Origin of the sequence: Haemophilus parainfluenzae (assembly GCF_014931395.1) — a bacterium.
Classification (GTDB): Bacteria; Pseudomonadota; Gammaproteobacteria; order Enterobacterales; family Pasteurellaceae; genus Haemophilus_D.
The window spans coordinates 348,035-372,893 of the sequence record NZ_CP063120.1 but is presented as its reverse complement, the minus strand read 5'-3'; the positions used below and the strand labels follow the sequence as shown (position 1 = coordinate 372,893).

Genomic DNA, 24,859 nt, shown 5'->3' with positions numbered 1-24,859 from the left:
AATGAATTGTCCTCGTAATTAAAATTGAATTGCATCAAGCTCTTTGTGTGTGAGCATTGATTTCGGGCTGCTCGCCACTTGTTGTAAGCTTAATTCCACACCTTTATCTAAAAGCTGTTTAAATGCCGCTACATCTGTTGGGTTGACGGCAACTGCTTGGGAAAGCATCTTATCGCCTTCACGGAATGTCATACCGCCCACATTGACTTTATCAATTTTCACGCCACCCTCGATTAAACGCAGGATGTCTGTTGGGTTGGTTACCAACCAAAGAATGTTTTTACCTGCATATTTCGGGTTGTGATACACCTTAATGGCTTTTTCTACTGGAATCACATAAGCTTTTAAATGTTCAGGCGCGATTTGGAGTAATAAATCACGACGAAGCGCATCATTTGCCACATCATCATTTACTGCAAAAATCGCTTCACATTTCACTGCTTTCGCCCAAGAGGTTGCCACTTGACCGTGGATTAAACGACTATCAATACGCAACAAGGAAATGTTCATATTGCCAGAAAGTGCGGTTGGATTTGGATCGGTTTTTGGTACTTCAGCTGGCTTAGCAGCGGGCGTTGGAGCAGGCTTGCTTTCTTTAGGTTGACGGAAGGATTTCACGGCAGCGACCCCGACTTCTTTCGCGGTTTCTACCAATTCATCTAAGCTAGCGCCATCTTTAGCATCAAGCACTTCTAGCAACATCGGTAGATTAATGCCGGTGACGATATCGGTATTATCTCTTTCACTGGCGACTCGGCTTGCCGCGTTATAAGGGCTACCACCAAATAAATCGACCAAAAAGAGCACTGGTTCATTTTCAGGCAGTGTGGCAATAATCGCATTGTATTTCTCGATTAAATGCTCACCGCCTTCACCCGGTAAGAAAGTCACGACATGGCAGTTTTCATCTTCGCCATACACCATAGCGGCGGAATTGACGATTTCTTCAGAAAACTTACCGTGCGTTGCAACGATAATGTGGGTCATGGATATTCCTCCCATTGAGTTGATAAAATCAGTCTATTTTGCTTTCAATACGCACTGCGCAAACGATTGCTCCGAATGGAGTTTAGTGTATGGATTTGAAGATTACCGTCAAACAAAGAATAGTCAAATAGTGATCGAGATCAAATAAACAGGTAAGATGACTTACAACTTTTGAGGTATTTGTGAATGAAGTACAAAGTGCGGTTGATTTTGGGACGATTTTTGCCGAATAGAAAGCATTTCACGGTAAATTAGAAAAGGTTAAAATAAACTAAATTTTATGTTGGGAGTCTCGATGTTTTTTGTTTATCTCATTGTCGCTTTAGCGGCAGGCGTAGCACTCGCCACGCAATCAGCGATTAATACGCAATTGGCGAAAGCCATGAGTGGCGAAGCGCTGATTGCTACCTTTATTTCTTTTGCGGTAGGCACGATTTTCCTCTTTTTTATCGCCTTGGCTAAAACTGATTTATGGGGCAACTTATCCACGATTCCATCACAACCTTGGTGGAAATTAATTGGTGGTGTACTCGGCGCTGTTGTTGTGTTCACAACCGTTTTGCTTGCACCTAAATTAGGCATTACCGCGATGTTATTTTTTATCATCGTCGGACAATTAATTACGGCAACAACTATCGATCATTTCGGTCTTATCGGTATGCCGATCCGAGAAGTAAATATCACAAAACTCATCGGATTAATTATTGTCGCCTTTGGATTAGTGTTTTATTTCTTTGGGGATAAGTTGGTTGAGCTATTTGGGGCGAGATAGGATAGAATACGCCTCTATTTATTGATTAATCGCGTAATTGGGGAATCTATGCGAAAGCGTTGCCTGTGGGCTTTGATTATTTTGTTGCTGTTGATCGTAGTAAGTGTTGGCTTAGTACGCGTTTTTGCGACCCCGAAACGTGTAGCGCAACTTACCAATCATTTTTTAGCACCGCATTATCACATTGAATTAGCCGATGACTGGCAATGGGAAACCACAGGTTTAACACTGCCAGAGCTAAAAGTGAAAACTGACCAATGTACGCTAGTGAACCTGAATAATACTCAGGTGACTTGGTGGAATACGCATAGTCTTGATGTTGAAAAGGCTAGCTTGAATTATGATTGTTTAACCCATTTACCCAGTGATAATGCTGAAAAAACACCGCCAAATTTGACCGCACTTTGGGCAGCATTGCCTATTTCTCATGTTAACGTTAAACACTTTCAATTAACGAATGCCGAAGCCTTGACACAAGGGGCTTTAAAACCTTTCTTATCGGCTGATTGGGCGTTAGACGCAAACTATAACGGCAACCAATTAGTACTCGAAGCTCAAGCCAATAATGACGGGCTTGAGCTGCATCATCAATCGACTGTCACGCCACAAGATGGCATTTTCCAATGGGCGGGCAGTACCGACATTAAACAAGCGGAAGATAAAACCTACGATCTTCATTTCTCTGCGAATTTTGATCCTGATCTTTCTCAACTGCCTCAACAAGGCAATGTCTTACTCAACTGGAATAACTCAGAACTAGCCGTCACAAAAGGCGAGGCAAAAGTGTCGTGGCAAGGGGCGGATGGTCAGTTAAATGCCCAAGATTTAACAACTAATTCACCATTGTTGGATGTGCCTTTTGTGTTCACCAAAGATGGCTTGGATATTTCGTGGGGGAAATTTTATTGGACCTTTGATAGCTATCAACCAATCAAAGGTTTCCTTGGGTTATCTATTCATCGTGCGGCAGAAGGCTTGTTGCCATTAAGCATTGATATGAACGTGATCTTGCAAACCTTTGGCGAAATGGGCAAAGGGGAGATCGTGATTTCAGGGAAAAATGGTGAAATCGGTGGTGGCGATGATAATAACGAATTGGACTTTGAGCTGAAAACTCGCGGGGATTTACGTTATAACGCTACCGTGGCGCAAACCAATTTAACCTATCATCTCGGCGGGCTCTTCATCCATCCAGTGGTGTATTTTTACCCGGGTTCCGTCTTTAAAATGGATACCGTTCAGCCAGATACCAAGTTGCACGTTCGTTTACCGTTAGATGACATTATTATTGGTCGTTATGGCTTGGAAGGTCGTTTGCTCGCAACATTAACGGGCACGACACCACAGTTTGAAAATCTCGATTTAAAATTAGACGGAAATGCACATGAGTTTATTGCCGGTATTAAAACCGTGTTTGATTTGCGGGATGAAGAACATAAGTTGCAGTCTGTGGAAAAACAAGCGACAAACCGTTGGGATTGGACAATCAATGGCAGTGCAAACTGGAAATCTTTAAATACGCCAGTCAAAATGGAAGGGAAAGGCTTTTGGGAAGCCGATCATATTGAATTAAATCAACTTTCGGCTCATTCTAAAGAAGTCAAAATGAAAGAGGTAAAAATGGCGCCACTTTCATTGGAGCTTAAAGATCGACTCCGCTGGGATTATGAAGAAGAGCATATTCGAGGTTTGTTGCAAGCGAAAACTGATTGGATTGAACTGGCTTATGGCGGTCGTTTTGTTTCGCCTGTTTTCGGTTTAGGTATTGATGGTAAGAGTATCAGTAACTTCAATTTTGCAGGTGATTTAAAGGCCGGTTCGCTTGGGCCTTTAGATGTCTTGGGTGTATATCAAAATACTGCACTCTCAGGCAAAATCAGCTGGAAAGAACAATCGGCAAAAGTATTCCAATCACTTTTCCCCCAACAATGGAATTGGATAATTCATGAGGGTAGCATTAAAGGGCAGAGTGAATTCGCAATCAATGGCAATGGCGTGAAGATGAAGGGGGAGCTGAATCTTAAAAATGGCAAAATCACTATGCCAGATGGTGAGATTTATGGCTTGAATATTCGTTTCCCAATGAATTATGAAAACTCGGCATTGCAAGTGGCTTCGAGTAAACCGATCCATATTTCGGCTCACAATATTCGCTATGGCGCGCTTTCCGTCGCAAATGGGGAATTGGATTTATTTGGGCGTTATCCGAACACCATGAAAAATCCGCTTACTTTGAGAAATGTGAAACTTTCCTTATTTGATGGCGTATTGACGGTGCCTCAGCTCAGTTTCCCACAAAGTAAAATGGCGACGCTTTCTTTTACCAATATTGATTTAGCCCAAGTGTTAGCCTTGGCACAATATAACCAAGTAACCTTGACCGGCCGCGCCAATGCGACCCTGCCATTTTGGCTTGGTCACAAGGAATGTTTGATTTGTAATGGTACATTGGAACAAGTGGGAAATGTGTCCATCAAATTAACCGATGAAATGGTGAAAGGGTTGAAAAAAGGCGGTTGGACAGAAAATATCTTGGTGGATTTATTAAAAGAAATGGAACTGCAAAATTCCCATGCAGCGGTGACGCTCGATCCGAAAGGACAAATGACATTGCGTGCGAGTATTAGCGGATTTAATCCAACCAAGCGAACCAATAATCCGATAACGTTAAATTATACGCACCAAGAAAATATGTTTGAATTGTGGAATATGATTGACTATGGCTCGCAATTTGAACAAAATCTGCAATATAAACTTTATAAGCAATTAGACAAGACAAATGATAAAACACCTTAAATTTCAACCGCACTTTTTTATTTTTGCGGCGATGTTTACACTTACAGCTTGCACACCAACCATTCAATTGGACACACCAAAGGAAGGCATCACCATTAATATGAATGTGGTAGTAGATCACAATATTAAAGTGGAAATGGATGAGAAATCTCAAAAAGCGGTGGGTGAGGTAGAGCCTGCGAAGAAATAATTGAATAAATTGAAAAAGCTATCTGAATGTTAAATTTCAGATGGCTTTTTTTTAAAGTGCGGTCAGATTTTAAAGTGTTTTTGATTGACAAACTTGTTTGTTAATCATAAATAAGTGACAATGCAATTTATCAATCAAAATAAACAAAAAATGACAAAACGATAAAATTGTAAAGGAATATGCAATGAGAAAACTAATACTGGTATTGTTTGGTTTAACTGCTTTAAATACCTATGCCGATGTGACTCAAGGTGCTTTGCAGAATAACCCTGCTTTATGTGCTTATGGTCACAATCCGAATTGCGGTGGAAATGCTGGAGGTTACACTCCCCAAGTACGCGTAGAACATATTACAATTAATCATCCTCCTAAATTTGGAGCTTTAGCTTACAGTACTAAAAAAGCTATCCTTGCTGGTGCTATAGATCAGAATTCACAATCTGAAGCAGAACGAGTAGCACTAGAATCTTGTAGACAAGAAAGTGGTAGTAAAGACTGTAAAGTTATGATAGGAGTTCGAAATGGCTGTGTTGCTGCAGCAGAAGGAAGATTAGTCCGTAATGGTTTTATAACGACTCCGGCTGCTTCCGCTACAGCTGAGGAAACAGAAGCTAAAGCTCTAGCACTATGCAAAGCTAAAGGTGCAAAAGACTGTAAAATTATAGCCCACGCAGGTTGCTCTTTCCCCTACTAACATCTCTCCTCCAAAGGCCGTCTGAAAGTTATTTTTCAGACGGCTTTTTTCTTTTAAAGTGCGGTTAGATTTTACGAAAATTTTACTTAAAATTTACTTTATTTACAGTTTATTATCTTTATATTTAGGCGTATGATGACTGTTAGTTTTACATAACCCCTAAATTTATTTAGGTAAATATATTATTTCTATTTAATAGGAGATTGAATGATGAAAAAATTATTCACAGCAGTACTTTCTGCGGCAGCGATTGCCGTACCTTTTTTTGCTTCTGCGAATACTGCACCACAAACAGAACAAAGCGCAGTACAACCAGAAAAAGCAAAAGGCGTTTGGATTGATGTACGTTCAGCTGAGGAATTTAACGCAGGTCATTTACAAGATGCGGTGAATATTCCACATGATAAAATCATTGAAGGTGTTAAAGCGATTGGTTCAGATAAAGATGCACCGATCAATCTTTACTGCCGTAGCGGTCGTCGTGCCGAAGCCGCGCTCACTGAGCTGAAAAATGCAGGCTATACCAATGTTACTAACCATGGTGGTTATGAAGATTTGGTTAAAAAAGGTTTGAAATAAACAACGCATCATTTAACGTAAAAATCCCCTAGAGCAGACAGTAGGGGATTTTTACTATAAAGTGCGGTCAGATTTTTAAGTGTTTTGCAAATCATCTTAAAAACTTGACCACTTGCATCATTATCAAGACCGCAGCCGTCTGAAACATTGATAGACCGGTTACTGATGTTCGCTTTCTACTACTTTTGTCCATTTTGCCAATGTCTGCTTCATCTGTGCCTGAGGGATGAAGCGGGCCATCCGTTCTACTTCCTTGCCTTGATAAAACAGCAGCCATGCAGGTGCGGTCAGTACGTGGAAACGTCCGGCCATTTCGGGTATTTCAGCAATATCGGCTTTTACGGCATACACATTTCCTTCTACCGCCAAAGCTGAGTCAAGCTGGGCGGCCACGACCGTACAAACACCGCAGATTGGGGCTTTGATGTACAGTGATACTAAAGGGTGTGTGGTGATGGCCTGTTCGATGTCTTTCAGAGTGTGTAGTTGTTGCATGTCATGTACTCCTTTGAGCGATTAAGCACGTTTCTAGTTGTCCAGAAAAGGGGCTTTCAACGAAATGAAAACAAGAAAGCAGTTTGAGCCGTTTAGATTTTCTCTACTACTCTCGCTACACTTACGCACCCGTTTTCCATGAAGCGATACGTTTCAAATTATCCACCGTGTCGTGATTGACGATGGCAGCGAACGAGCCATCCAGTTTGGCAATTTCTGCTTTGTCTTCCTCGCTGAGAGCAAAATCAAAGACATTCAGGTTTTCCGCCATGCGTTCGGGTTTGGTGGATTTTGCCAACACGATGATGTCGCGTTCCACCAGTCAGCGGGTAATCACTTGCGCCACGGATTTGCCATATTTCGTACCAATTAGCGACTGACAAAATGGTGGGCAAAGCCCACCGCTTCAAGTTGATGTTTTATCATTAACCAAACACTTTTTTCAAATGTGCTTGGTAGTCTGCGAAGTATTGTTCTACTTGTGGATTTTTAACTACATCGTTACATGTAAATGTCGGTAGACGGGTCAAACCGATGAACTCGTTGAGTTTGTGGAAAGGCATGTACACAGCATCCACATCTTTGCCTTCAAAGAAGTCGCCTTCACGGGTGAACGCTTCAATCGGCGCATTCCAAGTAAGCGAAAGCATGTGTTTTTTACCATGCAACAAACCACCTGTGCCAAATCCTTCGGTCGGGCTGACTCGATGACGGCCATCACTGTGGTAAAGCTTGCCGTGTCCAGCGATAAATACTTCGTCTATGTATTTTTTCACTGTCCAAGGCTCGTGCATCCACCAAACAGGCATCTGCCAAATCACGGCATCCATCCACAAGAATTTTTCGATTTCTGCCTCAATATCATAGCCAGCATCAATCACAGTTTCTTTTACATTGTGTCCAAGTGCGGTCAAAACTTCTTTTGCTTTTTTGTGAAGCGTGTTGTTTAACTCACCATGCGAATGGCCGAATTCTTTACCACCGTTTAATAATAAAATGTTCATTTTTACTCTTAGAATAAATAATTTATAAAAAAGGATGTGATGTTTACGGATATTGTCTTCTGTTTACTCTCATGAAAGTGCAGTCATTTTATGATTTGTTTTTATTGAGATAAATAGGGTTTAGCTTTATGATGTAATGAATTAAATTCACTAATAAAAGAGAGTTTAAAGAGAAAATGCAGAACTTTAACGAACTGAATTATTTTTTAACACTGGCGCAAACGCAGAGTTTTGTGAAAGCAGGGCAACTTTTGGGGATTTCTTCTTCGGCGTTGAGCCACAGCATGAAAAATTTAGAAACACGGCTGAACCTGCGTCTGTTCAACCGCACTACACGCAATGTGTCGCTGACCGAAGCCGGGCAGCAGCTTTTCGACCAACTTTCCCCACTTTATCAAGCCATAAACCAAGAAGTCGATGCATTAAATGATTTTTTGAATACGCCATCAGGATTGATTCGCATCAATGCCCCTGCAATGGCAGCGGAAGCCGTGTTGTATCCAAAATTAAAGCCGATTTTGAACCAATACCCGAAAATCCGCTTGGAAATCGTGGTGGACGATCGTTGGGCAGATATTGTGAAAGAAGGATTTGATATGGGCGTTCGGTTAGGTAACAAGGTAGCGAAAGAGATGATTGCGGTGCCAATTTCCGCACCGCTCAAAATGGTATTGGTTGCCTCGCCCGATTATTTGGCGCAACATGGTTCACCGAAAAATATTGATGATCTGCAACAACACCGCCTTATCGGCATAAAACTCTCCGCTGAACACGGCACGGAGATGCAGTGGGAATTCCAATACAAAAAAGAGCTGATTACGTTCACACCCAAATCGCAGTTTTCCACCAACAATCATCTGCGTCTGCAAGCCGTTTCAGACGGCCTTGGCATTGCGTGGATAGCACATATTATCGTCGCAGATGCACTCAATTCGGGGCACCTGGTCGAGCTGTTGCCTGAGTATGCTATGACTTACGAACCGCTTTACCTCTATTACCCCAGCCGCCGCGGGCATTCCAATGTGTTTAAATTGATCGTGGATACGCTAAAAGTAAAAGCCGTCTGAAATTTCAGACGGCTTTTGGATATGCACTAAGGTCTTACTACGATACTATATTTGTCTCCTTTATCTCTAATTTCTATTGCAGCGTCTATCCAAGCATTTGGATTAGAAATAAACTGATCCCAATTACACTGCAACATATATGAATCAGAGCAACTATTTCTTAGTTTATATGCAATATATGGAGTGTGAAGGTTATTTAAGTTTTTTTGAATAATATCAAAATAAAATCCGTATGAATTTACATAATCATAATTTCCACATCGATCAGGTAAGACTACTAACAAAATTGCATTACGCTTGCTCCTGTTATCTAAACGTCGTTTACTTTTTAATGAATAAGCAATTTCCCAAGGTATCCATTGATCTTTCTCTACTTTCCAAAAATCTTTCATATTAGGGGAGAGAAGAACAATGGTAACAGAACTATCAAAGATTTTATCTGCCAGCTTTGAGCGGATAGTTTCACTTTTAAAGTCTGCTAAGCTCTCGTCATCCTTTTCACCTTTATTAATATGAATTCCATCTCGATCAAATTTATTTTGAATAATATCCACATAATCACGGGTAGTTGTTACATGAAAAAAGTCATGTGGTCTTAATTGTTTCACTGAATCATCAGAATACTTGTATGAAATAAATACTTTATTTCCCATGATAAATTCCCTTAAATTATTTATATTTTTCTCTGATAGAAATTGCTTTTTCAATCCATTCTTCTATATTGTCTGCAATATCATTATAGGCATCTGAAGATTTAGGGTCATAACAATTGACTATATTAGATAATTTAGAACCATCTTCAAATTCAAATTGCTCAAATGGATTTCTTCCTTTTTCACATTTACCACTTTTTGGATCTTTTAGGTTATGAATATAGATACCCAATACACCTTTCCCTTCATTCCAAGCCTTTTTAATTTCATATTTTACCCATTTTCGTTTAGCTGTATCTTCTCCAATCAGAACAACCAAACAGCTTTTACCAGCTAAATTTTCATCAATCCATTTTTGTATTTCTTTATCTCCCTTCCTTTTTATTTCTTCCCAAGTATTAGGTGTCGCAGGTGGATTGCCTTCTAGCTTTCCAATATTTCTTACTTGTTGAACACGGAAAACATCTTTTTCATAATGAAAACTATAAAATACTTTTCTCATCATAATTATTTAACCTTTTTTAAAATTGACAAAATATTAGATTTTAATTCATCTAACGGAATATTTTCTTTAGATAGTGCCTGCATTTCAGTTTCAATATTTTCAGAGCACTCCTTACCCATATCTTCTTCCCAAAGTTTTTTTGCCATATTTCCTGTACTAGCAACGGGAATTAAGACATTGTTATTTCTTTTGGAAATATCGAACTCTTCTTGCATGCCATTTGATAGAATTATCTCTCCATTTTGTGATTTATTTCCAAATAGAAATATAGAGATACCAGCATAAGAAATCATATCTTCACGCCAAGCAGACCATAATTCTTTACCTTCTTTATTTTGAGGAAATGGACGAAGTATCAAATAGTCCTCATCTATTTTTAAATTTTGTTCTGTAAGATATTTTATCGATCCTGAAATAACTGAACTACCTATTCCCAATCCAAAACCTGTAACAATACGATACCCTAGTTTTAAAATCTCTTGAGAAAGAGAAGAAACAAATTCTTCAACGTCTTGTTGAGAGTAAGGAGAATAATCTTCTGCTGCACCTGAGATAAAGATGGTTTTACGTTTTTGTGTTTGTTCCACCTCACGTAAAATCTCCGTAACTTCCTCATATCTGTCAACCAATAAAACGTTAATCCCTACTCTTTGTAAATCATTGATAAATAGTTTTTGTTTACGCTCTCTGTATTCAAAGTCTGCTTTATTTTCTTCAGGTGATTTCTGAACTTTGCGAAGAATACAAAAATGTTCTTTCTGATTTTCGTTATATGATGAGCGGATTCTGCTCAAGATATAGTCAATATTAGGATCGGAAAAACTAAACCCTAAGAACAGAAAACGTTTAGTTAATAAATCTCCACGCAGAGCAGTAAAAAAATCATTTCTTGTCAAATGAAATTTTTCATAATCATCTTTAATTAAGACTGTTTGGTTTGGCAGAGAAGCATCACCATGCATTTTATAAACTACAACATCTCTCTTATGAACAGATGTAGGGAGTTGTTCTATACAATGTTTTATATCTACAACTTTCCCCGCATCTTTTAAAGCATTCTCTATCATTGAATCATAATTGGTTGTCCAAAAAGTATCTATAGGTAATCTAGCTAAAATTTTATGGTTCTCCGTTAGAACTGCTTGTTGAGAAAATTCATTCAAAATGATTTGATTTATTTTAGAACGATTACCCTGTTTTTCGTTAATGTAGTATTGTGCTAAGGAAATTAGATCATTTTCTTCCTTGTCAATATTCAAATCTAATTCTTCAGCTAAATCTTTAAGCAACCCTTTCCAATCCACGAATCCAGCAGCAACAGATAATCCAGCCCCAGCAAAAATTGCTAAATTATTTGCAGATAGTTCATTAACCAATTCTCGTATAAACTGTTTTTTGTTCATAATTCTCTCTTCATTCTTTTGTTTGATAACTTTTCTTGAAATATAGATAAATAGGACTTTTTCAAGCTTTTTAAATAAAATATGTAGCATACAACGGCACATTCACCAGCCAATCCTGTTCCCGATAATCCGCCATTGAAAAGCGAATTGCTTGCTCAGGCTGAAATTGTTCTACATACACTTTCAAACTTTTCGCTTTTAAATTTTCTTCTGCTTTGACTTCAATCGGAATCACAGCTTGCTTACGTTGCACAACAAAATCGACCTCTGCCGTGCCTTTTTCAGTTGCCCAATAAAAAACGGGATTTTCTTGCGTAGCTATCAGTTGTTGCAAGACATATTGTTCGGTTAAAGCGCCTTTAAATTCGGTAAAAATACGGCTATCTTCTAGCAGTACGCTGGCATCCAAATTGCTTTGTGCAGCAAGCAATCCCACATCTAAGCCATACAATTTAAAGGCGTTATCTTGATAAGCGGAAAGCGGCAAATGTGGTTTCTTCACACGAGGCACGCTATGCACTAAGCCGCTGTCTTTTAGCCATTGCAGAGCAATTTCATAGTCTTTGCTTCTCGCCCCCTTTTGTAGCTGAGCATAGATAAATTTTTTATTTTCTTTGGCAAGCTGTTCAGGAATGGAAGCCCAAATTGACCGCACTTTTTGCACGGTTTGGCCATCGTGAATATGTTTGGAAAAATCTTGTTCATACGCCATCAATAAATTACGTTGTACTTGGCGCACTTCATCGACATTTTGTGTTTCGATAAATACTTTTACCGCTTCGGGCATACCGCCCACAAAATAATATAGACGGAGTAAATCAATATAGGTGGTTTTCATGGCTGAAATTAACGACCAGTCTTTCAGCTCAAGCAATTTCACCAAATCTTGTTTGCCAAGTGCGGTTAAAAATTCATGAAAATCCATGGGATAAAGTGGTAGAAAGTCCACTTTGCCAACAGGAAAAGAGACTTGATGATGTAGTGACACCCCAAGCAATGAGCCTGCCGCGACGATATAAAACTGAGGTGCATTTTCGTAAAAATATTTGAGTGAAGATAATGCTTGCGGGACTTCTTGAACTTCATCAAAAATAATCAGGGTGTTTTCTGCTTGAATATCGATACCGCTTTCAATTTTCAAACCGAGCATTAAGCGATCAATATCATAGTCGCCAGAAAATAGCGTTTTCATGCGAGGGTTATTATCAAAGTTGATATACGCCACTTTTTCAAATGATTGCTCGCCAAAGTGTTTCATAGCCCAGGTTTTTCCTACCTGTCTTGCTCCTTGAATAATTAATGGTTTTCTGTTTGTTTTGTGCTTCCACTTTTCTAAGGATTGTATGATTTTACGCTGCATAATGCCTCTCTAAAACAAGGGATGTTGGCTTATTATACAGTACAGCACACACTTTTTCTAACTATATAAGTTTATATTTTCACGCTTTTTCAATGAAAAAAATGTTAATTTGCTCACTTTTTAAAGCAAAAGATAGTTTTTTTCAGACGGTCTTTTAGAAAAAAGTGCGGTCAATTTTCAGCACTTTTTATCAATCCCTTTTCTTCACCAAAACAACGCATGAAGCAATCCAATACAGTGCGTACTTTTGCTGATTGGGTGCGATGTGCGGTGGTGGCGTAAAGGGTGCGGGTGAGGAGTTTGTGCAAATAGTCTGGGGAAGCACAAATCAAGGTTTGCCATTGTGCCAATGGGCGCGAGATGCTGTCGGCGTGAGGCTGCGTGTGGTGCGGTTAAGCAATTTGACGCCGTAATAATTTTCCAGCTTGTGAATGGCTTGACTGATTGCGCTGGCAGTCATGCCCAAATTCGCCACATCCGGTATTTGTTTTGAACTTCCCGGCTGTTTGGAGTATAGTAGAACCATATTTGAATAACAAATAATGAAAGGAGAACAAAATGCTTAAATTATTTACTTTACCCGGTGAAGGTAAAATTCGCAGTTCATCACCTTTCGTTTGGAAAACTGAAGCGATGCTGCGTTTATCCAGCTTAGATTTCGAAAAAGAATATGTTGCCGATCTTAGCAAAATGCCTAAAGGCAAAGTTCCGGTATTGCAAGATGGCGAGAAGTTGATCCCTGATAGCTCTCTCATTCAGCGTTATCTAACCGAAACCTACGGCATTGATTTAGATAAACATTTAACGCCTGAACAAAAAGCGATTGCTGAAGCCTTTCGCCGTATGACAGAAGAACATTTATATTGGATGGTCGTATATAACCGTTTCGTCGATCCTCTCAGCAAACCATTTATGATGAAGGCAATGTTTGATGGCATGCCGATCGAACAAGCCGAAGCGATTTTTGCTGTGTTACAGGAAAACGCGAAAAAAGAAATGTACGGACATGGTATCGGAAGACACACGCAATCCGATATTTACGCCTTCGGAAAAGGAGATTTAGACGCCATTAGCAACTACTTAGGCACAAAATCCTACTTTTTCGGCGAAGAATTAACCTCCGTTGATGTGTCCATCGTGCCTGTTGTTGCAAACCTGATTCTTACCCCCATCGACACTGAAATTGCGCTATATGCAAGAACCAAAGCAAATTTAGTCGCCTATATTGAACGCTTTGATCGGGCAGTATTTGGAGAATAAAGCAAGAAATAAAAGGCCGTCTGAAAATTCAGACGGCTTTTTTATGTGAAAGTGCGGTCAGGTTTTCAGGTATTTTTGCAAATTCTCTTTAAAAGATGACCGCTTGTATTTTTACTTTAACTTAACTGTAGTAATCCCTTATTTAAAGCCTTTTTTTTAATGTTGGCAATATTGCATCCCAAGCAGTTAAAGCCTCTTTCTCACTGAGTGGCGAAGCTTTGGCATTTTTCTTATTGGTACCGAAAGTCATCTTAAATCTCACACTGCCATCATCTTTTTCCCAGATAAATAAATATCGATTTCCCTGCCACTTAACCAGTTTTTCACTGCCGGTCATACCATTAATATCGCGTTTTCCTTTGCGGATGGTGCTGTATTTCGCCCACGAGAAGAGTTTATCCAAACCACTATCTTTAGTGAAAAGATCGCGTTCTAATAACGGTTTATCACCTTCCTCCAAAGAGCCACCCGTCGTTAGTTCGGCATAAACGTCTTTATAGTCTTTGATTTTGATGCCTGCACTGCCAAAAAACGGCTCAGTTCCCTTATCAGCAATAAATCCCTCTGTTAAACAGACACCTTGTTGCTGTGGCATTTCAGTATCTTTACGATCTCTCAATTTGTCGAAAAAATCATTCCGTATATGCCCAATAGCTTCGTCAACTTTACGTTTTTCCAGCTGTTTCAGGTTTGGGGGAGCTTTGCCGTTGACAGGCATAATGCGTACAAAAGCTCTAACCGTATAGGCATCGTTCTTACTTAATTTGAACCTAAAATCAAGATTATAAAGCATTCCATTTACCTGAGTTAATAATGGGCTATCCCATGAACCAGGAGCCTGTGTCACCATAGCTATCGCTTTATTAGGAACGATTGTACGGTTTTCTATAAAAATATCACTGCCATTATGACCTAGCTTCTGGATCTTTGATGCCAACTCTACTGATTTATTCCAATAATCTGGTCGCACTCTTATCTGCCAACCATTATATCGAAGCCAACCAGTCCCACTTATACGGTTAGCTGGTAAGTTAATTTGGTAACGCCCACTACAAAATGGCTGCTCAGTCCAATACGTTGCCGCATTTTGAGCATAATTGCTTGCTGTATTTTCTACTGCTGAGTGGGTTTGGGGATGTTGACTGCAAGAAGACAACATAACACTAGTCAAAACAGTGCTATAAAACATCAGTCTAGAAATTTTTATCTTCGGCATGTGATTTCTTCCTTATTGTAAATTTGAGAATGCTAAATAATATGGCAGTTTTGCTAACGTTTTTCTTTCCATATTGCTCTTAATAGATGAGTTTACATGCTTTTAATGTAAAGTGCAACTTTACACTATTCAAGAGAGGTTAATTAAAAGGGGATTCAATACATTTTAGAGAGAATAAAAGGCCTTTTGACATTTCAAAAGACCTTTTTCACGCCAAAGTGCGGGCAGATTTTCGTTTACTAAATACAATAATCTTCTTTTAATAAGTGACGATAGGCGTAAAGATAAGATGCACCGACAAATGCTGCACCACCGGTAACATTGCCTAAAAAGACAGGAATCATATTGAAGAAGAATTGGCTCCAAGTCACATTAGCACCAGCAAAAATCCCGGCAGGAATAATAAACATATTGGCGACAAAGTGTTGTAATCCGATAAGCACAAAAATCATCACAGGGAACCATATGGCTAGGATACGACCGGAGGTTTGTTTGGCGCCAAAATAGAACCAAATACCCATGCAGACCATCCAGTTACAGGCAATAGCTGAAACAAAGGCACGACCAAAATCCATTTGCACTTTAGCCTCGGCAATCGCGATGGTTTTAGCGGCAGCAGCACCTTCTGATAAACCGACATAATGCCCTAAGAAATAGGCCATAAACAGCGCACCGAGAAGGTTGCCCAAACTCACGACAATCCAGTTACGAAATAATTTTTTAAGGCTTACTCTTTTGGTTAAACGGCCTAATGCCATCATCATCATGTTTCCCGTGGCTAATTCACCACCACCGATTAGAATACAAATCAAACAAATAGGAAACACGGCTGCACCAAGTAATGTTGATAGTCCACTCCACTCTGGAGGAATGCCGCTCACGACTTTTAAATAGGCCATATAACCAAAACTCACATAGCCGCCACCTAAAAAACTTAAAATAGAGAGTGTTTTTAAGTGTCCTTGCGACTTAGCATAACTTTTATCAATAACATCTTGTAAGATTTCGTGGGGATAAAGATCGCGATGCTGCATAGTTGTACCTCTAGTGAAAATAAGACGGTAAAAATGTAGCAAAGCACATAGCAAAAACGAAAGAATTGTTAAATATATGTACTGATTTTTAGTTATAACGAAATTGAATAATAATCCGAACCTAAAATTAGGTGTCTAGGTTCTTTTTTTTGAGGGGGGCAAAGTGCGGTCGGTGGTGGAACAATGTTGCCCAAGTTAGAAACGGTATAAGGAAACATCGTCTGTTACATTTTTCTATAAATCAAAATCCGCGTAAATTCAGTCGGGTAGTCCAATCTGAATGTCGTACCGGGTGAATGGTAGAGACGAAACTCAACGGTAACGTTAGGGTATTTATCGATAGAAAACTCATAGGAAGTGAAAAAATATGTGGTCTCATCAAAAACCGTTTTCAGTGTTTCTGATTTTTCCTCACTTTTTTTAAGATTCAGATGAAAGTATTTTGTCAATTCATCTTTGTCAAATAGGATATTTATTGAACCTTTGCTTTCATCCCAATAGAGATTAAGTTTCGTATTCTGTTTTAACTCTTTAGGTACAACCAAATGAACCTTTGATTTTTCCAAAGTGTAGCTTGTATAACCGTTTTTCATGTTTGTATGAGTAAGAACCTTGATATTCCTACGTTTATATTGCAATGAATCAGGATCAACAGATTGTTTTTTCTCCATAATTTCAGATGCCATATCAATCATTTCTGCTAAATAGGCTTTTTCCAATTGGATTTCTGTTTGTGTCATGGAAAATATATTTTGCGAATAGAACAATAAAAAAATAACAGATAATTTCGAAAGAATTTGTTTAAAATTTTCCATATATTCTTACTCCTGAAGATGTTCAAAGGAAATAAAGCAAAGATACATCGTTTTCTTTTTCCTGATTCGAGTGATGTTGCCCATCTAAGAAATGTTCTCCTTGATATCTATACTATTTTCCAGTATTCAAATAAAGATATATTAAATTCGGATGTTGTGCAATAAATTGAGTATTTATTGCGTTTTAGTGCTTGAGTGAGATAAGGCGCACGAATAATTGATGTCAAAATGAGAGATAAAAAAGAGACCTTTCAATGAAAGGTCTCTCTTCATAAAACAATGTTATATGAATAATTTGTAAAAAATCTCCAAAATTATGCAGGATTTGGGTGTTTGCAAATTAAAATAACTTATTTTGCCTTCAATTTTTAACCAGTCAAATTTACCATTTTTGCGCCGTAAAGCCCCGTTCTTCAGGTTGGGGATATAGCTTTTTTGACTTTTTCTCTTGCCCACTCTTCGTATTGGGAAGTTTGATTTTTAACTGGTTTTAAATTCATTTTGCTATGATATTCTGTTTAAGGTTTTTATTATTATACCTAATGAATGTTTAAATTGGGGTGTTCACGCAAAAACACATTGACTGCTTTAAATCCGTATGTGGTACTGTGGTGATGGTTATTTTATTTTCTGATATTTCAAAAGCTTGCGGCTCTCTTGTCCAGACAAGTGATTTGGGATGGAATGTGTGCATTATTACTCCTGAGTAATGAGACTGTATTATAGTAAAGATTTCATACATATTGAAAAACAAGCGGTAGGATTTTGAGAAAAATTTGCAAATTATTTTTTCAAATCCCTTGAGCTTAACCCTAGGTTAAGCTTTAACATGATGTCCATTCGATCTCAATAAAAAATAAGGACATCTTATGAAATTACATAAATTCACCCGCTCATTGTTGCTTTTAAGTTTAGGCATAACCGCTTTTGCTCAAGCACAAACACTTTCTATGGAAGTGTGGAAAAGCCCGACTTGTGGCTGTTGTAATGAATGGATCAGCTATATGCAGAAAAACGGTTTTGAGGTTAAAGTCAACGAAACAGGCAATTATGATGCTCATAAGCGCTTTAACATTAAATATGAACATGCTTCTTGCCACACAGCCGTGATTGATGGCTATGTGATTGAAGGACATGTACCTGCTGAGGATATCAAACGTTTACTCGCAGAAAAACCCGATGCAATAGGCTTGTCTGCACCGGGAATGCCAATTGGTTCACCAGGTATGGACGGTGAAGCATACGGCGGACGCAAAGATCCTTATGATGTTGTTTTGATTAAGAAAAACGGTGAAAGTGAAGTGTTTAAATCCTATAACCAATAGGGGGGGAAAGAATGAAACGTCGAGATTTTTTACGTTATGGAATTGGAATTAGCTTAGCCAGTAGCTCGCTTTATAGCCTTGCGAATATGATGAACCACGCACAACATGGCAATATGGCGATGATGCATTCAGTACCTACTGGCCTAATGCCAACTGAGGCAATGCCTTCAGGTTTATCGCTTAATGGGATATTACCAAAACTTGCTAATCAATCGACTCAAGCAGGACTGTTCAAAGCCACTTTAAAAGCAGAGCCAATTAAAATTCGCCTCGCAGACAATAAAGAAACGGAATTTTGGGCTTATAACGGACAACTACCAGGGCCACAAATTGAAGTATTTGAAGGCGATGCCGTAGAAATTGAATTTATCAATCACCTACCACAACCCTCAACAGTACATTGGCACGGCTTAGATGTACCAAATGAAGCGGATGGTAACCCGATGGATATGGTTGAACCGCAAGGGAAAAAAGTCTATCGCTTTACGCTACCTCAAGGCAGTGCTGGGACATATTGGTACCACCCTCATCCACATGACCATGTTTCCGAACAAGTCTATAAAGGCTTAGCAGGCACTTTCGTTGTTAAAGCGAAAAATGATCCGCTTGCACACCTTCCTGAACAACATTGGGTGATTTCCGATCTGCGTTTAAATGCCGATGGCACCATTCCAGCAAACACGATGTTAGATTGGATGAACGGTCGTGAGGGTGAATTTGTGTTAATCAACGGTCAATATCAGCCCCAGATTCAAGTGAAAACGAATGAACGAATCCGTCTTTGGAATGCCACTAGCGCTCGTTATTTTCGTTTAAACATTCCAGGGGTGAAATGGATTGTGGTGGGTACCGAAGGTGGTTTACTTGAAAAACCTCGCTCGCCTGTTGATGAACTGCTACTTACACCAGCCGAACGCGTTGAAGTGATTATGGTGGGTGAAACGCAAGGAACAGTCAATTTACAAAGCGGTTATTATGATCGCCGTAAGATGATGGTGCAAGAACAGCCTAAAGATCTCACTTTAGCCACAATTCAGGTGAAATCAGAACCTGTTCAGTTACCTGAAAGCTTAAGGTCCTTCCCTAACTGGGATGAGCCAAAGCAGGTTCGCCAAATTCGCTTTAGTGAAAAAATGATGAACCATACGAATATGCCAATGATGAATCAAGGTACACATCACGCTACTACAACACCAACGGACAACCCTATTCCACCAATGATGAATGGTATGTTCTTAATCAACGGTCAAACCTTTGATATGAACCGTATTGATTTTGTTGCCAAATTGAATGAAGTGGAACAGTGGGAAATTTTCAATGAAAGCCATATGGATCATCCGTTCCATTTGCACGGCACTCAATTTGAAGTGATTCAACATACATTAAACGGCAAAACCTTCAAGCCAGAAGGCAGGGCGTTAAAAGATGTAGTCAATTTGCGCCCTTATGAAAAAGTGATTATTCGCTTTAAGCAAGGACACACTGGGTTGAAAATGTACCATTGCCATATTTTGGAACATGAAAATCTCGGTATGATGGGGATGTTTAAAGTGGAATAGTGGTATCTAACCATAAAAAACAGAGGGATTTTCGTGAAAATTTGTAAATCGCGAAAATCCCACTGCGTATTGATAATCTTGTATTAATACAATTTAGAATGGAATGTTGTCATCAAATGCATCCATTGGTGGCTCAGCTTGTGGTGCTGGCGCAGATTGTGCTGGACGAGATTGATAGCTTGGTTGTGGTGCTGATTGTGCAGGTGCATAACCGCCCATCTCTTGATTGCGACTACCTAACATTTGTAAGTTATCACCTTGGATTTCAGTAGTGTAACGATCTTGGCCATTGTTATCTTGCCATTTACGGGTTTTTAAACGACCTTCAACATAAACTTGTGAACCTTTGCGTAAGTATTGACCCGCAATTTCCGCTAAACGACGATATAACACGATACGGTGCCATTCGGTGACTTCACGACGTTCTCCTGTGTTTTTATCTGTCCAGCTTTCACTTGTTGCCACGCTGATATTTGCTACTGCTTCGCCATTTGGCATCGTGCGGATTTCAGGATCATTACCTAAATTACCCACGATGATTACTTTATTAATACCTGCCATAGAATCCTCTATATTTTAGAAATAAGGTGAAAAATTTTGGCTATTTTGCCTTAAAAGAAACAAAAGATCCATAAAAATTAACTGGATATTTGCACAGATATTGAAATATGCGATAATGGTCGCAATTTTTGAATTTATTTTCTTAAGGCAATCGCTTTTTTTATGGATACTATCGACATTCGTGGGGCAAGAACCCACAACCTCAAAAACATCAATTTAACCATTCCGCGCGATAAATTAATTGTGATTACAGGCTTGTCCGGTTCGGGCAAATCTTCTTTAGCATTTGATACGCTTTATGCGGAAGGGCAGCGCCGTTATGTGGAATCGCTTTCTGCTTACGCGCGTCAGTTCCTTTCTTTGATGGAGAAACCAGATGTGGATTCGATTGAGGGCTTGTCGCCGGCGATTTCTATTGAGCAAAAATCCACTTCTCATAACCCGCGTTCAACCGTGGGGACTATCACCGAAATTTATGATTACCTGCGTTTGCTGTTTGCTCGCGTAGGGGAGCCTCGTTGTCCTGATCATGATGTGCCATTAACGGCACAAACCATCAGCCAAATGGTGGATAAAGTTTTAAGTCTGCCAGAAGAAAGCAAAATGATGTTGCTTGCGCCCGTGGTGAAAAACCGTAAAGGTGAGCACGTTAAGTTGTTAGATAGTTTAGCGGCACAAGGTTATATTCGCGCAAGAATTGATGGTGAAATCTGTGATTTATCCGATCCACCAGAACTTGCTTTACAGAAAAAACATACCATTGAAGTGGTAGTAGATCGTTTTAAAGTGCGGTCAGATTTAGCCACACGTTTGGCAGAATCCTTTGAAACGGCTTTGGAGCTTTCTGGTGGTACAGCGGTTGTGGCAGATATGGATAATCCTAACGCTGAAGAATTGGTTTTCTCGGCGAATTTTGCTTGTCCACATTGTGGCTATTCCGTACCAGAATTAGAGCCTCGCTTATTCTCATTTAATAACCCGGCAGGGGCGTGCCCGACTTGTGATGGCTTAGGTGTTCAGCAGTTCTTCGATGAAAGCCGTGTGGTACAAAATGAAAGTATTTCTCTTGCAGGCGGTGCGGTAAAAGGTTGGGATCGTCGCAATTTCTATTACTATCAAATGCTTACCTCGTTGGCGAAACACTACAAATTTGATATTGAAACGCCATACGAAGATTTGCCACAAAAAATTAAAGATATAGTGATGCACGGTTCAGGCAAGGAAGAAATTGAATTCCAATATATGAACGACCGTGGCGATGTGGTGATCCGCAAACATCCTTTTGAAGGGATTTTGAATAACATGGCGCGCCGTTATAAAGAAACAGAATCTATGTCTGTGCGCGAAGAATTGGCGAAAAATATCAGTAACCGACCTTGTGCAGATTGTGGCGGCTCGCGTCTTCGTCCAGAAGCTCGTAACGTGTATATTGGCAGCATTAACTTGCCACAAATTTCAGAGAAAAGCATTGGTGAAAGTCTTGAGTTTTTCCAAGGGCTCACCTTAACGGGTCAAAAAGCACAAATTGCGGAAAAAATTCTGAAAGAGATCAAAGAGCGGTTAGAATTCTTAGTGAATGTGGGGTTGAATTATCTTTCCCTCTCTCGCTCAGCCGAGACCCTTTCGGGCGGTGAAGCACAACGTATTCGTCTTGCGAGTCAGATTGGTGCGGGCTTAGTAGGCGTCATGTATGTGTTGGATGAGCCTTCTATCGGTTTACACCAACGTGATAATGAACGTCTGTTAAATACGCTGATTCATCTGCGTAATTTGGGCAACACCGTAATTGTGGTGGAACATGATGAAGATGCCATTCGAGAAGCCGATCATATTATTGATATTGGCCCTGGAGCAGGTGTACACGGTGGTCAAGTGATTGCTCAGGGGACAGCCAAAGAAATTATGGCGAACCCGAATTCGATTACGGGTAAGTTCTTATCGGGTGAAGAAAAAATCGAAATTCCGAAAAAACGAACCGCACTTGATAAAAGCAAACTTCTAAAATTAAAAGGTGCGGCAGGGAATAATCTGAAAGGTGTGAATTTAGAGATCCCAGTGGGCTTATTTACTTGTATTACGGGGGTATCAGGTTCAGGTAAATCAACGCTAATTAATGATACTTTATTCCCATTGGCTCAAAATGCCTTAAATCGTGCAGAGAAAACAAGTTTTGCACCTTATAAATCGATTGAAGGCTTGGAATATTTCGACAAGGTGATCGATATTAACCAGAGTCCAATTGGTCGTACACCGCGTTCTAATCCAGCGACTTACACGGGGTTATTTACCCCAATTCGTGAATTATTTGCGGGCGTACCAGAGGCGCGTGCGCGTGGTTATAATCCAGGACGTTTTAGCTTTAACGTACGCGGTGGTCGTTGTGAAGCATGCCAAGGTGATGGCGTGCTGAAAGTTGAAATGCATTTCTTGCCGGATGTGTATGTACCTTGTGATCAATGTAAAGGTAAACGCTATAACCGTGAAACCTTAGAGATCCGATACAAAGGTAAAACTATTCACCAAGTGTTAGATATGACGGTGGAAGAAGCGCGCGAGTTTTTTGATGCCATCCCAATGATTGCGCGTAAATTGCAAACCCTAATTGATGTAGGCTTGTCTTATATTCGTTTAGGTCAGTCTTCTACCACACTTTCAGGTGGTGAGGCACAACGTGTTAAGTTAGCAACGGAGCTTTCAAAACGTGATACCGGTAAAACCCTTTATATTTTGGATGAACCGACAACAGGACTGCATTTCGCCGATATTAAACAACTTCTCGAAGTGTTACATCGCTTGCGCGATCAAGGCAATACTATCGTGGTGATCGAACACAACTTAGATGTGATCAAAACCGCAGACTGGATTGTGGATCTTGGTCCAGAAGGGGGCAGTGGCGGTGGTCAAATCATCGCGACAGGCACACCGGAAGAGGTCGCTAAAGTCAAAGGCTCGCACACCGCGAGATTCCTAAAAGACATCTTAGCAAAAGGCTAGAAAAAACGACCGCACTTTTGAGCATCATCAAAGTGCGGTTATTTTTTTGAAGTTTTTTAATGGCGATTTCCAAAAGGCGGTTTGGCGAACCAGACGATAATGAATAATGCTAGGAAAGTAATTGCCGATAACCAGAAAATCTCATTAGCGCCAATAATAAAGCCCTGAGCGGTGATTTGTCTGGCAAGATATGATGCTGTTTGTTGTTCGTTTAAACCAAAACTTGCCATCGTTTGGAAAAACTGTTGGGAGATTGGGTTATATGGATTAATCGCTTCCGTGAGTTGAGTATGATGCACAGCTTCACGGTTATACCACATAAATGTCGTGAGAGATGTGCCTATTGAGCCGGAAAGGGTTCGAAGGAAATTAAATAAACTCGACGCCGAAGCCATTTTTTCGGGTGGTAAACCCGAGAGCGTAATTGTGGTCAGCGGCATAAAGAAGCAAGCAACCGCTAAACCTTGCACAAATTGTGGCAAGGCAACATCGGCAAAGGTCATTTCAGGCTCAAAGGTCACAGCTCGCCAATAAAAGGTCAGGGCATAAACCATAAAGCTGATTGTGACTAAAATTCGCATATCAATTTTATGCCCTAATTTACCGATGATTGGCGAAAGTAAAATCGGGAATAATCCCACTGGGGCGGCTGCGAGCCCTGCCCAAGTCGCGGTGTAGCCATAAACTTGTTGGAGTAGAAGTGGGATAAGTACAACCGATCCCAAATACACTAAAAAAGCGAGACTAGTTGAAAGGCAGCCTACGCTAAAGTTGCGTGATTTGAAAAGTGAAATATCTACAACGGGATTGTCATCCGTCAGTTCCCAAATAGTGAGGGCGATCAAACACACAACCGCAATCACGGTGAGAACAATAATCTCCGTTGAATTAAACCAATCTTGCTCTCTACCTTGATCCAGCATTAATTGTAAACAGCCTACGCCGAGAACCAGTAAAACAAGCCCAACAGTATCAATAGGTTGATGAGATATTTGGCTTTCTCGATTACCTAGAATTTTCCAACTCATTAAGACGACAGCCAATCCAATGGGAACATTGATGAAAAAGATCCAACCCCAATGAATGTTATCGCTGATCCAACCGCCTAAAATGGGCCCGAAAATAGGAGCGACTACCACAGTCATTGACCAAAATGCCAGTGCCATGCCGCGTTTTTTAGGCGGATAGTTATTGAGTAATAAACTTTGCGAAAGAGGGATGATTGGACCGGCTACCGCACCTTGGAGGACGCGGCAAATAATCAACATTTCCAAACTATGTGAAATACCACAAAGCCAAGAAGCAAGGACGAAAAGTAAGGTTGAGATTAAAAATAACCGCACTTCACCGAAACGTTTTGCCAGCCAACCGGTGATAGGAATTGAGATCGCATTGGCTACACCGAACGAAGTGATGACCCATGTGCCTTGGCTGAATGAAGCCCCTAAATCACCTGCAATAGTAGGAATGGCAACGTTAGCGATGGTGGAATCCAACACCTGCATAAAAGTGGCAAGCGAGAGTGCTAACGTGAGAATAACCAGTGCACCGCCTTGTACCGGCGTAAAATGAGATTGCGACATCGTGAAA

Annotated in this window: 24 protein-coding genes; 10 read left to right on the top strand and 14 right to left on the bottom strand. The window is 40.0% G+C overall.

Annotation, left to right across the window (positions count from 1 at the left end; genetic code table 11):
• Nucleotides 1–18: 18 nt before the first annotated feature.
• Nucleotides 19–987 (bottom strand): mannose/fructose/sorbose PTS transporter subunit IIB, encoded by a 969-nt coding sequence (locus INP94_RS01780; RefSeq protein WP_197543848.1) that lies wholly within the window; start codon nucleotides 985–987, stop codon nucleotides 19–21.
• A 295-nt stretch (nucleotides 988–1,282) separates the two neighbouring features.
• Between INP94_RS01780 and INP94_RS01775 the strand changes: the two genes are divergently transcribed.
• From INP94_RS01775 to INP94_RS01755, 5 genes are all read left to right on the top strand, one after another.
• Nucleotides 1,283–1,759: a DMT family transporter gene (locus INP94_RS01775; RefSeq protein ID WP_197543847.1), complete on the top strand. Its 477-nt coding sequence runs from the start codon at nucleotides 1,283–1,285 to the stop codon at nucleotides 1,757–1,759.
• A gap of 48 nt (nucleotides 1,760–1,807) precedes the next feature.
• Nucleotides 1,808–4,555 (top strand): YdbH family protein, encoded by a 2,748-nt coding sequence (locus INP94_RS01770; RefSeq protein ID WP_197543846.1) that lies wholly within the window; start codon nucleotides 1,808–1,810, stop codon nucleotides 4,553–4,555.
• Nucleotides 4,539–4,745 carry a YnbE family lipoprotein gene (locus INP94_RS01765; RefSeq protein WP_005695183.1) on the top strand — a complete coding sequence of 69 codons (207 nt, stop codon included), beginning with the start codon at nucleotides 4,539–4,541 and terminating at the stop codon, nucleotides 4,743–4,745. The genes INP94_RS01770 and INP94_RS01765 overlap by 17 nt, the downstream gene beginning before the upstream one ends.
• A 184-nt stretch (nucleotides 4,746–4,929) precedes the next feature.
• A complete protein-coding gene (locus tag INP94_RS01760; RefSeq protein WP_197543845.1) occupies nucleotides 4,930–5,439 on the top strand; it encodes a DUF4189 domain-containing protein in 510 nt (169 codons plus the stop codon).
• Nucleotides 5,440–5,649: 210 nt separating this feature from the next.
• Entirely contained in the window at nucleotides 5,650–6,018 is a 369-nt protein-coding gene (locus INP94_RS01755) for a rhodanese-like domain-containing protein (RefSeq protein WP_014064271.1), read from the top strand.
• A 159-nt stretch (nucleotides 6,019–6,177) separates the two neighbouring features.
• Here the strand turns inward: INP94_RS01755 and INP94_RS01750 are convergent, their stop codons facing one another.
• From INP94_RS01750 to INP94_RS01740, 3 genes are all read right to left on the bottom strand, one after another.
• Complete coding sequence (locus tag INP94_RS01750; protein WP_197543844.1) at nucleotides 6,178–6,513, bottom strand: thioredoxin family protein; 336 nt, start codon at nucleotides 6,511–6,513, stop codon at nucleotides 6,178–6,180.
• A gap of 121 nt (nucleotides 6,514–6,634) precedes the next feature.
• On the bottom strand, nucleotides 6,635–6,811 hold the full coding sequence (locus tag INP94_RS10775) for a hypothetical protein (protein WP_232087412.1): 177 nt from the start codon (nucleotides 6,809–6,811) through the stop codon (nucleotides 6,635–6,637).
• 127 nt (nucleotides 6,812–6,938) lie between these two features.
• Complete coding sequence (locus INP94_RS01740) at nucleotides 6,939–7,517, bottom strand: NAD(P)H-dependent oxidoreductase (protein WP_197543843.1); 579 nt, start codon at nucleotides 7,515–7,517, stop codon at nucleotides 6,939–6,941.
• A 176-nt stretch (nucleotides 7,518–7,693) separates the two neighbouring features.
• On the opposite strand from INP94_RS01740, the gene INP94_RS01735 reads away from it, so the two are divergent.
• Entirely contained in the window at nucleotides 7,694–8,584 is an 891-nt protein-coding gene (locus INP94_RS01735) for a LysR family transcriptional regulator (RefSeq protein ID WP_197543842.1), read from the top strand.
• Nucleotides 8,585–8,610: 26 nt separating this feature from the next.
• On the opposite strand, the gene INP94_RS01730 is transcribed toward INP94_RS01735, so the two are convergent.
• The 5 genes from INP94_RS01730 to INP94_RS01710 form a co-directional block, all read right to left on the bottom strand.
• On the bottom strand, nucleotides 8,611–9,237 hold the full coding sequence (locus INP94_RS01730) for a TIR domain-containing protein (protein WP_197543841.1): 627 nt from the start codon (nucleotides 9,235–9,237) through the stop codon (nucleotides 8,611–8,613).
• 16 nt (nucleotides 9,238–9,253) lie between these two features.
• Nucleotides 9,254–9,742, bottom strand: coding sequence for a TIR domain-containing protein (locus INP94_RS01725; RefSeq protein WP_197543840.1), 489 nt, complete (start codon nucleotides 9,740–9,742; stop codon nucleotides 9,254–9,256).
• 2 nt (nucleotides 9,743–9,744) lie between these two features.
• Nucleotides 9,745–11,145: an SIR2 family protein gene (locus tag INP94_RS01720; protein WP_197544256.1), complete on the bottom strand. Its 1,401-nt coding sequence runs from the start codon at nucleotides 11,143–11,145 to the stop codon at nucleotides 9,745–9,747.
• Between the two features lie 70 nt (nucleotides 11,146–11,215).
• Nucleotides 11,216–12,505 carry an ATP-binding protein gene (locus INP94_RS01715; protein WP_197543839.1) on the bottom strand — a complete coding sequence of 430 codons (1,290 nt, stop codon included), beginning with the start codon at nucleotides 12,503–12,505 and terminating at the stop codon, nucleotides 11,216–11,218.
• 328 nt (nucleotides 12,506–12,833) lie between these two features.
• Nucleotides 12,834–12,965 carry a helix-turn-helix domain-containing protein gene (locus INP94_RS01710; protein WP_232087410.1) on the bottom strand — a complete coding sequence of 44 codons (132 nt, stop codon included), beginning with the start codon at nucleotides 12,963–12,965 and terminating at the stop codon, nucleotides 12,834–12,836.
• A 98-nt stretch (nucleotides 12,966–13,063) separates the two neighbouring features.
• On the opposite strand from INP94_RS01710, the gene INP94_RS01705 reads away from it, so the two are divergent.
• A complete protein-coding gene (locus INP94_RS01705; protein ID WP_197543837.1) occupies nucleotides 13,064–13,765 on the top strand; it encodes a glutathione S-transferase family protein in 702 nt (233 codons plus the stop codon).
• Between the two features lie 142 nt (nucleotides 13,766–13,907).
• Here INP94_RS01705 and INP94_RS01700 read toward each other — a convergent pair whose 3' ends face one another.
• The 3 genes from INP94_RS01700 to INP94_RS01690 all read right to left on the bottom strand — a co-directional run bounded on the left by INP94_RS01700 (nucleotide 13,908) and on the right by INP94_RS01690 (nucleotide 16,830).
• Nucleotides 13,908–14,981 carry a T6SS immunity protein Tli4 family protein gene (locus INP94_RS01700; protein ID WP_197543836.1) on the bottom strand — a complete coding sequence of 358 codons (1,074 nt, stop codon included), beginning with the start codon at nucleotides 14,979–14,981 and terminating at the stop codon, nucleotides 13,908–13,910.
• A 239-nt stretch (nucleotides 14,982–15,220) separates the two neighbouring features.
• Nucleotides 15,221–16,015, bottom strand: coding sequence for a formate/nitrite transporter family protein (locus tag INP94_RS01695; RefSeq protein WP_197543835.1), 795 nt, complete (start codon nucleotides 16,013–16,015; stop codon nucleotides 15,221–15,223).
• A gap of 224 nt (nucleotides 16,016–16,239) precedes the next feature.
• The gene (locus INP94_RS01690; RefSeq protein WP_197543834.1) at nucleotides 16,240–16,830 is read right to left on the bottom strand and encodes a hypothetical protein; all 591 of its coding nucleotides are present in this window, start codon (nucleotides 16,828–16,830) and stop codon (nucleotides 16,240–16,242) included.
• Nucleotides 16,831–17,699: 869 nt separating this feature from the next.
• On the opposite strand from INP94_RS01690, the gene INP94_RS01685 reads away from it, so the two are divergent.
• Together INP94_RS01685 and INP94_RS01680 are read left to right on the top strand one after the other, a co-directional pair.
• Nucleotides 17,700–18,155 (top strand): DUF411 domain-containing protein, encoded by a 456-nt coding sequence (locus INP94_RS01685; protein WP_005612095.1) that lies wholly within the window; start codon nucleotides 17,700–17,702, stop codon nucleotides 18,153–18,155.
• Nucleotides 18,156–18,166: 11 nt separating this feature from the next.
• The gene (locus INP94_RS01680) at nucleotides 18,167–19,714 is read left to right on the top strand and encodes a multicopper oxidase family protein (protein WP_197543833.1); all 1,548 of its coding nucleotides are present in this window, start codon (nucleotides 18,167–18,169) and stop codon (nucleotides 19,712–19,714) included.
• A 93-nt stretch (nucleotides 19,715–19,807) separates the two neighbouring features.
• Here INP94_RS01680 and INP94_RS01675 read toward each other — a convergent pair whose 3' ends face one another.
• Complete coding sequence (locus INP94_RS01675) at nucleotides 19,808–20,275, bottom strand: single-stranded DNA-binding protein (protein WP_197543832.1); 468 nt, start codon at nucleotides 20,273–20,275, stop codon at nucleotides 19,808–19,810.
• Nucleotides 20,276–20,437: 162 nt separating this feature from the next.
• Between INP94_RS01675 and uvrA the strand changes: the two genes are divergently transcribed.
• Nucleotides 20,438–23,269, top strand: coding sequence for an excinuclease ABC subunit UvrA (gene uvrA / locus INP94_RS01670; protein ID WP_197543831.1), 2,832 nt, complete (start codon nucleotides 20,438–20,440; stop codon nucleotides 23,267–23,269).
• 56 nt (nucleotides 23,270–23,325) lie between these two features.
• Here the strand turns inward: uvrA and INP94_RS01665 are convergent, their stop codons facing one another.
• Nucleotides 23,326–24,852, bottom strand: a complete 1,527-nt coding sequence (locus tag INP94_RS01665) for a DHA2 family efflux MFS transporter permease subunit (RefSeq protein WP_197543830.1) — start codon at nucleotides 24,850–24,852, stop codon at nucleotides 23,326–23,328.
• Between the last annotated feature and the right edge of the window lie 7 nt (nucleotides 24,853–24,859).

What these genes read in the sequence shown, in the direction of transcription:
- INP94_RS01760 (WP_197543845.1), top strand. Translation starts at nt 4,930, where the DNA reads ATGAGAAAACTAATACTGGTATTGTTTGGTTTAACTGCTTTAAATACC.
- INP94_RS01685 (WP_005612095.1), top strand. Translation starts at nt 17,700, where the DNA reads ATGAAATTACATAAATTCACCCGCTCATTGTTGCTTTTAAGTTTAGGC.
- INP94_RS01680 (WP_197543833.1), top strand. Translation starts at nt 18,167, where the DNA reads ATGAAACGTCGAGATTTTTTACGTTATGGAATTGGAATTAGCTTAGCC.
- INP94_RS01665 (WP_197543830.1), bottom strand. Translation starts at nt 24,852, where the DNA reads ATGTCGCAATCTCATTTTACGCCGGTACAAGGCGGTGCACTGGTTATT.
- INP94_RS01780 (WP_197543848.1), bottom strand. Translation starts at nt 987, where the DNA reads ATGACCCACATTATCGTTGCAACGCACGGTAAGTTTTCTGAAGAAATC.
- INP94_RS01765 (WP_005695183.1), top strand. Translation starts at nt 4,539, where the DNA reads ATGATAAAACACCTTAAATTTCAACCGCACTTTTTTATTTTTGCGGCG.
- INP94_RS01695 (WP_197543835.1), bottom strand. Translation starts at nt 16,015, where the DNA reads ATGCAGCATCGCGATCTTTATCCCCACGAAATCTTACAAGATGTTATT.
- INP94_RS01730 (WP_197543841.1), bottom strand. Translation starts at nt 9,237, where the DNA reads ATGGGAAATAAAGTATTTATTTCATACAAGTATTCTGATGATTCAGTG.
- INP94_RS01755 (WP_014064271.1), top strand. Translation starts at nt 5,650, where the DNA reads ATGAAAAAATTATTCACAGCAGTACTTTCTGCGGCAGCGATTGCCGTA.
- INP94_RS01735 (WP_197543842.1), top strand. Translation starts at nt 7,694, where the DNA reads ATGCAGAACTTTAACGAACTGAATTATTTTTTAACACTGGCGCAAACG.
- uvrA (WP_197543831.1), top strand. Translation starts at nt 20,438, where the DNA reads ATGGATACTATCGACATTCGTGGGGCAAGAACCCACAACCTCAAAAAC.
- INP94_RS01690 (WP_197543834.1), bottom strand. Translation starts at nt 16,830, where the DNA reads ATGGAAAATTTTAAACAAATTCTTTCGAAATTATCTGTTATTTTTTTA.
- INP94_RS01775 (WP_197543847.1), top strand. Translation starts at nt 1,283, where the DNA reads ATGTTTTTTGTTTATCTCATTGTCGCTTTAGCGGCAGGCGTAGCACTC.
- INP94_RS01700 (WP_197543836.1), bottom strand. Translation starts at nt 14,981, where the DNA reads ATGCCGAAGATAAAAATTTCTAGACTGATGTTTTATAGCACTGTTTTG.
- INP94_RS01740 (WP_197543843.1), bottom strand. Translation starts at nt 7,517, where the DNA reads ATGAACATTTTATTATTAAACGGTGGTAAAGAATTCGGCCATTCGCAT.
- INP94_RS01715 (WP_197543839.1), bottom strand. Translation starts at nt 12,505, where the DNA reads ATGCAGCGTAAAATCATACAATCCTTAGAAAAGTGGAAGCACAAAACA.
- INP94_RS01710 (WP_232087410.1), bottom strand. Translation starts at nt 12,965, where the DNA reads ATGACTGCCAGCGCAATCAGTCAAGCCATTCACAAGCTGGAAAATTAT.
- INP94_RS01705 (WP_197543837.1), top strand. Translation starts at nt 13,064, where the DNA reads ATGCTTAAATTATTTACTTTACCCGGTGAAGGTAAAATTCGCAGTTCA.
- INP94_RS01675 (WP_197543832.1), bottom strand. Translation starts at nt 20,275, where the DNA reads ATGGCAGGTATTAATAAAGTAATCATCGTGGGTAATTTAGGTAATGAT.
- INP94_RS01770 (WP_197543846.1), top strand. Translation starts at nt 1,808, where the DNA reads ATGCGAAAGCGTTGCCTGTGGGCTTTGATTATTTTGTTGCTGTTGATC.
- INP94_RS01720 (WP_197544256.1), bottom strand. Translation starts at nt 11,145, where the DNA reads ATGAACAAAAAACAGTTTATACGAGAATTGGTTAATGAACTATCTGCA.
- INP94_RS01750 (WP_197543844.1), bottom strand. Translation starts at nt 6,513, where the DNA reads ATGCAACAACTACACACTCTGAAAGACATCGAACAGGCCATCACCACA.
- INP94_RS01725 (WP_197543840.1), bottom strand. Translation starts at nt 9,742, where the DNA reads ATGATGAGAAAAGTATTTTATAGTTTTCATTATGAAAAAGATGTTTTC.